We start from the raw sequence: 10,654 nt of genomic DNA, 5'->3' as shown, positions 1-10,654 counted from the left end.
GCGCCGAGCCGAGGATGGTCGACCCGGACAGCAGCACGGCGCCGGCCATCCCGGCACCGGCCGCCGCCGTGCTGCTGTCCGGGTCGACCATCCTCGGCTCGGCGCTGCCGTCGCCGGCGGTGCCCGCGGACGCCGCCACGCTCTTCGAGCCGCAGACCGCGCAGGGCTTCCGGGACCGCTGGCGGGACGTTCAGCTCCGCTTCGTGGACGACCCGCGGGCCGCCGTCGGCGAGGCGCAGTCGCTGGTCGAGGAGGCGATCGAGGCACTCTCCACCGCGCTGCAGGCGCAGAAGTCCAAGCTCGGCGGCTGGCAGGAGGCGGGCTCCGCGGACACCGAGCAGCTCCGCATCGCCGTCCGCGGCTACCGGGACTTCCTGGACCGGGTTCTCGGTCGCTGAGCACACCGTCGGAGCCCCGGCCAGACATCGGCCGGGGCTTCGCTGTGTCACCGGCCGGACACCCAGTGGCAGGAATCTCGCATCCGGGATGGAAGCGGACGCACTACCGGCACGGACGAGGGGTCAGGGCGAGGAGGAGGGCTGAGCAGGCCGATCGGCATGGCGGCGGCTCCCTGGGGTACGCGAAGGGGATCAGCGAACGGGACAGGAGGGCAGCAGCATGACGGATCGTGACCGCGGCGGCGAGCGGCCGCTGGAGGAGAGCCCCGAGGTGGCCGCGGCGGTGGACGACGAGAGCACCGTGCCGCAGCTGGTGACCGGCGGCGGCCCCGACCGGGACACCCCGTCCTTCCGGGAGCCCGGCGGCCGGGCGCTCGCCTCGCCGGCGGAGGACCTGCTCGGCGACCCGTACGCGGCCGGCACCGGGGCCACCGGTACGGGCACCGGGGCCGGCGGCGACAACATCCGCACCGGCGCCGAGCAGCCGTGGGAGCCGGAGGACCTGGTGATGGCGCGCGGCCAGGACCTCACGCCGGAGAACATCGAGCGGGCCCGCCGGGACCTGGCCGAGTTGGGCCGGGCGGCGATCGAGAAGACGGTGCCCTGATCTGGAGGCCGTGCCTCGGCACGGCGAGGGCCCCTGGCCCGACCGTCGGCCGGACCAGGGGCCCGGGGAAACCGCCGCGGCAGTGCCGCGCTCCTGCCACGGCGGGCGGCCCGGCCGCCGCGTCAGGAGAGCGGCGGGTAGGCGTTCTTCATGAGCTCCTGGAACCGGGCCGGGAACCAGGCGCCGTCGGCGCGTTGGCAGCGATCCTCGCATGGGAGCGCTTCCATTGCAATCGATCAATGCTTTCCGCCGGGCGCAGGCCGTGGGGGCCCGTCCTTGTCCGCTACGCCGACGTAGGCGCTAAAGGGTCATACGTTTCGTAGTGTCCCCAAGCCGTGAAGCGAGGGTTTTTACTCGGAAAAGACGCGAATCGGCCTAACGTTGGCCGTAGCTCGGCTTCAGGACGAACAGGGATGGAGAGCGCAGGTCATGGCTAACAAGATGCTCGGGAAGGTCGTTGCGGGAGCCGCTCTGGGCGGCGCGTCCCTGCTGGTGTTCACCCCGGCGATGACGTACGCGGCCGGGCACCACGAGGGCGAGGGCAAGGTCCTCGTCAAGCCGGACGCCGTCAAGCCCGGCGACCACGTCAAGCTCCTCGAGAGCTGCCCCGAGGCGCAGGAGCATGCCGCCGTCTGGTCCAAGGTCACCGGCGAGGTGAACCTCAACCCGGTCCACGAGGAGCACGGCGACTGGACGGACCCGGACGAGGCCGGTCAGGAGAAGGACGCCGACCAGAAGGGCCACGACGGCAAGGACCGGAACGGCCGCGAGGAGCAGGGCACCGAGAAGCAGGGCACCGAGAAGCAGGGCACCGAGGAGCAGGGCGGCGACGAGCACAGCAACGGCCCGGACGGCTACTACGGCACGCCGAAGCCCCCGGAGCCCGAGCCGCCCGCAGACGCCGACATGGCGGACCCCGCCGACGGCGAGGGCGGCAGTGTGTCGGACGAGTCGGACGCCGACCAGGGCCCGGACGGACAGATGCGCGAGGGGGACCAGGGCAAGGAGGACGAGTCCGAGGGCCACGACCGCAAGGACCACGACTGGAAGGGTCACGACGAGTACGGGATGGACGGCGAGGACGGCTGGGAGCACATGAAGGACTTCGTCTACTACGGCGAGGCCACGGTCGCCGCGGACGCCCAGCCCGGCACGTACCAGCTGGAGGGCTCCTGCGGAGAGGGCGAGCTGGTCGTGCTCCCGAAGGGGCCGGTCAACGGCGGTGACGGCGGCATGACCCGCACGAGCACGCACCTCGGCATGGCCGCCGGCGGGGCGGGGGTCCTCGGCGCCGCCGCCCTGGGCGGCCTCGTGCTGATGCGTCGGCGTCGCACCAATGACCTCGTCTGACCTGACCAGGGCACGGGCCGGCGGCCGTCACGGGAAACCGTGGCGCGCCGCCGGCGCCGCCCTCGTCCTCCTCGCCATGGCGGGCGCCGGCATGATCGGCGCCTCTGTACGGAGTGCGCCCCCACCCCGCCCGCCGCAGCCGCTCGCGCAGGCCGGACCCGCCGAGTCGGACCGGACCGCCGGCGTAACGGTCGAGGGCACCGGTGTCGCCATCGCCGACCAGGTGCCGATCGACGAGGAGTCCGCGGACCCCTCGGCCCCCGGTGCCGTGCCCGCCCTGCCCCGGTCGGCCCCGACCACCATCTCGATCCCCCGGATCGGGGTGAACGCCGACGTCATGACCCTCGGCATCGACCCCGACGGCACCGTCCAGGTCCCACCGCTGGAGCAGGCTCAGCGGGCCGGCTGGTACTCCCCCGGCCCCAGTCCCGGCGAGGTCGGCAACGCGGTCATCGTCGGCCACGTCGACTCGGCGAAGCTTGGGCCGGCCGTCTTCTTCGACCTCGGCGCGCTGAAGCCCGGGGACAGGATCACCGTCGCCCGCCAGGACGGCCGGAACGCCACCTTCACCGTCGACTCGGTGAAGTCGTACCCGAAGACGTCGTTCCCTTCGGAGCTGGTCTACGGCGCCAGCGACAAGCCGAGCCTGCGCGTGGTGACGTGCGGCGGGGTCTTCGACCGCAGCGCCCGTAGCTACCTGGACAACATCGTCGTCTTCGCCACCTTGACCGCGTGACGCGGACGCACCGGCGCGGCCCGACGGTCGGGTGACCGACCGACCGGACCGCGCCGGGGCACGTCCGGGTCAGGCCGCGGCCGAGGTCCGCACCAGGGTGCGGATCTGGCGCAGCAGCACCGACAGGGCGGACAGATCAGCCCGGGACTCGTCGAACTCCCCCATCGCCCGGCGCGCCCGGTGGATCGAGGTGGCGTTGGACTGCTCCCACTCCTGCACCCGCTCGACCGGGGGCAGGCTGTCCGGCGTGGAGCCGAGGACCTCCGCGGTGAGCGCGGCCAGCGCCGCGTACAGGTCGTAGCGCAGCGCCATCCGGGCCAGCGTCTGCCAGCGGTCCTCCCGCGGCAGCAGGGAGATCTTCGACAGCAGGGAGTCCACCCGGAACCGGTCGGAGAGCACGAAGTAGACCGAAGCCACCTCGTTGACGTCCCGGCCGGCGGACCGGGCGGTCTCCACCACGTCGAGCAGGCCGAAGCTGTACATCAGCCGGGTGGCCAGCTCGGCCAGCTCACGCGGCAGCCCCTTCTCGGTCAGCGAGTCGATGTGGGCGGCGATCGCCTCCCGCTCGGTGCCGTAGAAGAGGTTCTCCAGGCCGGGCAGGAGCCGGGCGATGCCGTCCCGCAGCCGGGCGATCTCCGCCGGCACGTCGATCGGCGAGCGCCGGTTGGTCACCAGCCAGCGCACCGCCCGGTCGAGCAGCCGCCGGCTGTCCAGGTAGACGCTGGTCTGCAGCTCGGGCGAGACCTTGTTGTCCAGGGCCTCGACCGAGTCCCAGAGCTTTCCGAGCCCGAACACCTCGCGGACCACCACGTACGCGCGGAGCACGTCCGCTGCCGAGGCGGCCGTCTCCTCGACGACCCGGAAGACGAACGAGATGCCGCCCCGGTTGATCGCCTCGTTGACCAGCACGGTGGTGACGATGTCCCGGCGCAGCCGGTGCCGGCCCATCCGGTCGGCGAACCGCTCCCGCAGCGGCGTCGGGAAGTAGTTGACCAGGATGTCGGTCGTCCACTCCTCGTCGGCCAGCCCCTCGGAGACGATCTCCCGCTCCAGCACGATCTTCACGTACGCCAGCAGCACCGCGAACTCGGGCGCGGTCAGCCCGGACTCGGTCCGGACCGCCAGCTCCTCGTCCGGCGGAAGCGCCTCCAGCGCCCGGTCGAGCTGACCGGACCGCTCCAGCTCGGTGATCATGCGCCGGTGCACCGGCAACAGGGACGCGGCCTGCGCTTGGGCGTTGTTGATCGCGCGAGCCTGGTCGTAGTTGTCCCGCAGCACCAGCTCGGCGACCTCGTCGGTCATCTCCGCCAGCAGCTCGTCCCGCTCCGGGACAGTCAGCTCGCCGTCGGCGACGGCCGTGTTCAGCAGGATCTTGATGTTCACCTCGTGGTCGGAGCAGTCCACGCCGGCCGCATTGTCGATGAAGTCGGTGTAGATCCGCCCACCGGTCTGCGCGTACTCGATCCGGCCGAGCTGGGTGCAGCCCAGGTTGCCGCCCTCGCCGACCACCCGGCAGCGCAGGCTCTTGCCGTCCACCCGGATCGCGTCGTTGGACTTGTCCCCGACCTCGGCGTTGGTCTGCGTCGATGCCTTCACGTAGGTGCCGATGCCGCCGTTCCAGAACAGGTCGACCGGCGCGGTCAGGATCGCCTTCATCAGCTCCTGCGGAGAGAGCTGCTCGACCTCGTCGTCCAGGCCGAGCGCCGTCCGCACCTGCGGGCTGACCGGGATCGACTTGGCGGTACGCGGGTACACGCCGCCGCCGGCCGAGATCAGCTCCGGGTTGTAGTCCTCCCAGGACGACCGGGGCAGCTCGAACAGCCGCTTCCGCTCGGCGTACGAGGTGGCGGCGTCCGGGTCCGGGTCCAAGAAGATGTGCCGGTGGTCGAAGGCGGCCACCAGCCGGATGTGCTCCGACAGCAGCATCCCGTTGCCGAACACGTCGCCGGACATGTCGCCCACGCCGACCACGGTGAAGTCCTGGGTCTGGGTGTCGTGCCCGAGCTCCCGGAAGTGCCGCTTGACGGACTCCCAGGCACCCCGCGCGGTGATGCCGATCTTCTTGTGGTCGTACCCGGCCGAACCGCCGGACGCGAAGGCGTCGCCCAGCCAGAAGTTGTGCGCGGCGGAGATCTCGTTGGCGATGTCGGAGAACGTCGCCGTGCCCTTGTCGGCCGCCACCACCAGGTACGGGTCGTCGGCGTCGTGCCGGACCACGTCCTCCGGCGGGACGATCTCGCCGGAGACGATGTTGTCGGTGACGTCCAGCAGCGCGGAGACGAACTGCTTGTAGCAGACCACCGCCTCGTCCCGGTCGCCCGGCTTCTGCTTGAGCACGAAGCCACCCTTGGCGCCCACCGGCACGATCACGGCGTTCTTCACCATCTGCGCCTTGACCAGGCCGAGCACCTCTGTGCGGAAGTCCTCCCGCCGGTCGGACCAGCGCAACCCGCCCCGGGCCACCGGCCCGAACCGCAGGTGCACACCCTCGAACTGCGGGGAGTACACGAAGATCTCGAACTTCGGCCGCGGCGCGGGCAGCTCGGGGATCGCCTGCGGGTCCAGCTTGAACGCCACGTACGACTTGGGCCGCCCGCCCACCGGCTTCTGGTAGAAGCTGGTCCGCAGGGTGGCCTGGATCAGCGTCAGGTAGAAGCGCAGAATCCGGTCCTGGTCGAGGCTGGCCACGTCGTCCAGCGCCTCGCCAATCGCGGTGACCAGCTCACCGCTCCGCTGCCGCCGCTCCTCCACACTGGCCGGGCTCGGCGCGAACCGGGCCTCGAAGAGCTCGACCAGCAGCCGCGCGATCCGCGGGTACGCGATGAAGGTCTGCTCCATGTAGTCCTGGGAGAAGACGGTGCCGGCCTGGCGCATGTACTTCGCGTACGCCCGGAGCACCACCACCTGCCGCCAGGTGAGCCCGGCCCGCAGCACCAGCTCGTTGAAGCCGTCCACCTCGGCCTCGCCGCGCCACGCCGCCGCGAAGGCGTTCTCCACGTGCGGGCGCACCTCGGCCAGCTCCTGGTGCGCCTCGGGCAGCCGCAGCCCGAAGTCGTAGAGGAAGACCCGCCCGTCGACCCGGTCCACCTCGTACGGGTGCTCGTCGACCACCCGGACGCCGAGCGAGTGCAGCACCGGCAGCACCGCGGAGAGCATCATCGGCTCGCCGTACCGGTAGACCTTGAACCGGACGTCCATCTGCTCGTCGACGTCCGCGTCGCGCTGGCCCGGCCGGGGCGCGAGCTGCTTGCGGAACAGGTGCATCTCGAGCTGGCCGGGCTCCTCCAGCAGCTCCAGCTTGGCCAGGTCCTTCATCGCCTCGTACGGCGTGTGCCCGTCCTTGTAGCCCTCCGGGAACGCGTCGGCGTACCGGCTGAACAGGTGCTTGGCCTGCTCGTCACCGAGCTTGCGCTCCAGCACCAGCCGGTAGTCGTCGTCCCAGAGCCGGGTCGCGTCGGCCAGCTCCTCGGCGAGCAGATCCGCGTCGATGTCCGCGGGCGGGTTGGTCGGGTCGGTCCGGACGATGAAGTGCACCCGGGCCAGCATCGATTCGGTGACCCGGGTGGTGTAGTCGACTCCGACGCCGTTCAACTCGCGGAGCAGGATGTCCTGCATGCGCAGCCGGTTCTGGGTGGTGAACCGGTCCCGGGGCAGGTAGATCAGGCAGGAGATGAACCGCCCGTACGCGTCCCGGCGCAGGAAGACCCGCAGCTGCCGGCGACCCGCCATCCGCAGCACGCCGATCACCGCGTGGTACAGGTCGTCGGTCTTGATCTGGAACAGCTCGTCGCGCGGGTACGTCTCCAGGATCTGCAACAGGTCCTTGCCGGAGTGGCTGCGCTGGCTCAGACCCGAGCGCTCCAGCACCTCGGCCACCTTGCGGCGGACCACCGGCAGCTCCCGGACGCTGGTCCGGTACGCGGTGGTGGAGAAGAGGCCCAGGAAGCGCCGCTCCCCGACCACCTCGCCGGCGTCGTTGAAGATCTTGAAGCCGATGTAGTCGAGGTAGGCCGAGCGGTGCACGGTCGCCCGCGAGTTGGCCTTGGTGATGATCAGCAGGCGCTTTTCCAGCACCTTCTCGTGCGCCTCGGGGGTCATCGAGTTCAGCGACCGGGCCTCCGGCGAGTCGGAGCGGAGGATGCCCAGCCCGGTCCCGAGGACCGCCTCCAGCGCCTGGCCGCCGTCCGCGCCGTCGGTGTCGACCAGCCGGTACTCCCGGTAGCCGAGGAAGGTGAAGTGGTCGTGGGCCAGCCAGCGCAGCAGCTCGACCGAGTCGGTGATGTCCTTCTCCGGCACCGGCGGCCGGTTGTCCGAGGTCCGTGCGGCGGCCAGCTCGTCGGCGAGCGCCAGGGCACGCTGCCGCATCTTCGGCCAGTCCTCCACGGCCTCCCGCACGTCGGTGAGCACCCGCTGCAGCTCCTTGCGGAGCTTCTCCCGCTCGGCCGGGTCGCGGACCGGGTCGATCTCGATCCGCATCCAGCTCTCGACCAGGTCGCCGGCGATGGCGTCGTCCGGCTCCACGTCGGCCGCGACCTCGGTCAGCCGGCCCAGCGGCTCCCGGCGGACCACCACCAGCGGGTGGACCAGCAGGTGCACGTCGAGGTGGTGCGAGTTGAGCAGGGCGGTCACCGAGTCGACCAGGAACGGCATGTCGTCGGTGACGATCTCGATCACGGTGTGGTGCTGGTCGGCGTCCGGCTCGTGGATCCGGAGCTTCAGCTCGCCCGGCACCCGCTGCTGGGCCAGGTCCCGGTGCGCCCGGGCCGCCTCGATCATCTCCTCGGCGGTGAAGCCGATCAGCTCCTCGTCCGGGGCGAACCGCCAGAAGCGGCCGACGAGGGTCGCGACGTCGTGGTCGTCACCGGCCAGCGCGACCGCCTGGGCCACCAGGCGCTCCGCGTTGGGCACCGGCTCGTCGAGCTCCGCGTCCTCCACGTCGTCGGCCAGCGCCGGTGTGGGCAGGCCCAGGTCGTAGAGGGTGTCGACACTCGAACCGGTCATCCCGGTCACGCCTGTGTCGAGTCGGCCGAGACCGTCCCCGTCGGTCGCCGTGTCGAAACTGTCGTCCCGGCTGGTGTCAGCCTGGATGTCGGGTCCCGGTTTGATCGCCGGACGCCGGTCCATCGGTGCCACTCCCCTCGACCCACCGCGTTGTGGGTCACTCTCCCGCCCAGCCTAGGCCCTGCCATTACGTCCATACGTAGGCGGACCACCGGCCGGACGTCCGGATCGGGACTCTGTCCTTTCACCCGTTGCGGGTACGTGGTCGGCCGGTCGCGGAGTACCCGGACCGGCGATGTTCATCACACTGCCCGAGTCGGTCTTTCCGCACGTCGCGACCGCGGCGGGGCGGTGAGGAGGCGCGTGCCGTACTAGCGTGCAGGGCAGTTTCGTACCGGAGGGACAGCTCCATGCTCGTGTGGTACCCCGTTCGTCGCCGCCACTCCCACATTCGGCCGGCACTCGCGGCAGTGGCCGCCACCGTGCTGGCCGTCGGCGCGCTGACCGGGTGCTCCGCGGAGGACGGACCGGACCGCAGCGTCGACGCCTTCCTGACCGGCTGGCGCTCGGGCAATCTGCAGGCGGTCGGGTTCATCGACGCGACCGGTGCCCGCGTCCCGGCGGCCGACGTGGCCAAGGAGATCAAGTCGCTCTCCGGCGAGCTGGCGGCCACCCCGCCGGAGCTCAAGCGGGCCGGCGACGCGACGATCACCGCCGACACCGCCACCGCCCGGGTCCAGGTGACCTGGACGCTGCCGGGTCAGACCCGCTGGGCCTACGAGCGCCCGGTGCGCCTCAAGCGCGGCGGCGACGACCAGTGGCAGGTGATCTGGGAGCCGACGGTCGTCCAGGAGAAGCTGGAGAAGGGCGACCGGTTGGCGCTGCGTCGCGACCCCGCGCCCCGGGCCGGGGTGCTGGACGGCGCCGGCGCCCCGATCGTCGCGCCCCGCCCGGTGGTTCGGGTCGGCGTGCAGCCCAGCGAAGTCACCGACGTCAAGGCGCTGGTCCGCCAGCTCGACGCCGCGTTCAAGGCGATCCGGCCGGCGCTCGTCCCGCCGGTCGACCTGTCGGACCTGCCCAAACGCCTCAGCGAGGCAGATTCGGGAGCGTTCGTCGAGGTGGTGACGCTGCGCGACGACGTGTACCGGCAGATCCGCCCGCGGATCTACGACCTGCCGGGGACGAAGTTCCGCGCGGAGAAGCTCGACCTGGCGCCGACCCGGGAGTTCGCCCGGGCACTGCTCGGCTCCGTCGACCCCGCGCAGGCCGACGACCTCAAGGCGCACCCCGACCGGTACGTGGCGGGCGACCTGGTCGGCCACGGCGGCCTCCAGGGCCGGTACGACGAGCGGCTGCGCGGCGCCCCCGGCCTGACCGTCATCACCGAGCGGCAGAATCCCGACGGCACCACGACGCCGACCGGTACCGAGGTGTTCCGCAGCGAGCCCAAGGCCGGCCAGCCGCTCAAGACGACCCTGGACGTCGCCACCCAGAACGCCGCCGACGCGGCGCTGCGCGGGGAGAAGCGCCGATCAGCCCTGGTGGCGCTGCGGATCAGCGACGGGGCGGTGCTCGCCGCCGCCAACGGCCCCGGTCCGGCCGGGGAGAATCTCGCCTTCACCGCCCAGGTGCCGCCCGGCTCGACGTTCAAGGTGGTCAGCGCGCTCGGCCTGCTGGACCGGGGCGCGGTGACCACGGACGCCCCGGTCGGCTGCCCGAAGACGTTCGCGGTGGACGGGCGGCCGTTCAAGAACTCCGACAACTTCGTGCTGGGCACGGTGCCGTTCCGGACCGACTTCGCGAAGTCCTGCAACACCGCCTTCGCCTCGCTGGCGCCGAAGCTCGGCCCGGACGGGCTCGCCACCACCGGCCGTGCGCTCGGCCTGGAGGCGAAGTGGGACCTCGGGGCCGACGTCTTCACCGGCACCGTCTCCACCGGCGGCTCGGCCACCGAGCAGGCCGCCGCGGCGATCGGCCAGGGCACCACCGTGGTCAGTCCGCTCGCCATGGCCGGCGCCACCGCCGCCGTCGCCCGGGGCCACTGGGAGCAGCCGAAGCTGCTGCTCGACCCGGCGCCGCAGCAGCCGGCCCCGGCCGGCCCGGCGCTCAAGCCCGAGTCGGTCGCGGCGCTGAAGGCGATGATGCGCGAGGTGGTCACCGCCGGCACCGGCAGCGCCCTGCGGAACGTCCCCGGCGAGCCTGTGTACGGCAAGACCGGCACCGCCGAGTACGACAACAACCCGGCGCACACCCACGCCTGGTTCGTCGGCTGGCAGGGGGACGTCGCGTTCGCGGTCTTCGTCGAGCAGGGCGGGTCGAGCACGTCCAGCGCGGTCCCGATCAGCGAACGCTTCCTCCGCGCACTCGCCGCCCACTGAGCCGGCGCGCGGCCGGCCACGATCCAGCTCCGACCGGGATGTCCTGGCCTCCCCGTGAGTACGAGGCCACCGTGGATCGCGCGATCGTGTCGCGGTCAGGCGATGCCGGCGCTGGACGGGGCGGAACCCCCGTCGGGGCCGTTGCCGTCGTCCTCCGCTGCCCGAGGCCGCGGAGGACGACGGC

General features: G+C 71.9%; 5 protein-coding genes and 1 pseudogene. 5 read left to right on the top strand and 1 reads right to left on the bottom strand.

What is annotated here, in order from left to right; genetic code table 11:
* From DKL51_RS30370 to DKL51_RS30355, 4 genes and pseudogenes are all read left to right on the top strand, one after another.
* Positions 1-398: pseudogene (locus DKL51_RS30370) on the top strand (hypothetical protein); the annotation flags it as partial.
* A 220-nt stretch (positions 399-618) separates the two neighbouring features.
* A complete protein-coding gene (locus DKL51_RS30365; protein ID WP_109942680.1) occupies positions 619-1,005 on the top strand; it encodes a hypothetical protein in 387 nt (128 codons plus the stop codon).
* A gap of 429 nt (positions 1,006-1,434) precedes the next feature.
* A complete protein-coding gene (locus DKL51_RS30360) occupies positions 1,435-2,355 on the top strand; it encodes a hypothetical protein (protein WP_109942681.1) in 921 nt (306 codons plus the stop codon).
* Between the two features lies 1 nt (position 2,356).
* Entirely contained in the window at positions 2,357-3,091 is a 735-nt protein-coding gene (locus tag DKL51_RS30355) for a class F sortase (RefSeq protein ID WP_109942684.1), read from the top strand.
* A gap of 69 nt (positions 3,092-3,160) precedes the next feature.
* Here DKL51_RS30355 and DKL51_RS30350 read toward each other — a convergent pair whose 3' ends face one another.
* Positions 3,161-8,215 carry an NAD-glutamate dehydrogenase gene (locus DKL51_RS30350; protein ID WP_109942682.1) on the bottom strand — a complete coding sequence of 1,685 codons (5,055 nt, stop codon included), beginning with the start codon at positions 8,213-8,215 and terminating at the stop codon, positions 3,161-3,163.
* Between the two features lie 287 nt (positions 8,216-8,502).
* Here DKL51_RS30350 and DKL51_RS30345 point away from each other — a divergent pair, with 287 nt between their 5' ends.
* The gene (locus tag DKL51_RS30345) at positions 8,503-10,470 is read left to right on the top strand and encodes a penicillin-binding transpeptidase domain-containing protein (protein ID WP_109942683.1); all 1,968 of its coding nucleotides are present in this window, start codon (positions 8,503-8,505) and stop codon (positions 10,468-10,470) included.
* Positions 10,471-10,654: the final 184 nt, after the last annotated feature.

Source organism: Micromonospora globispora (genome assembly GCF_003857015.1).
In the GTDB taxonomy this organism is placed as follows: Bacteria; Actinomycetota; Actinomycetes; order Mycobacteriales; family Micromonosporaceae; genus Micromonospora; species Micromonospora globispora.
The sequence above is the reverse complement of the archived record's forward strand: the minus strand, read 5'-3'. Positions and strand labels throughout refer to the sequence as shown.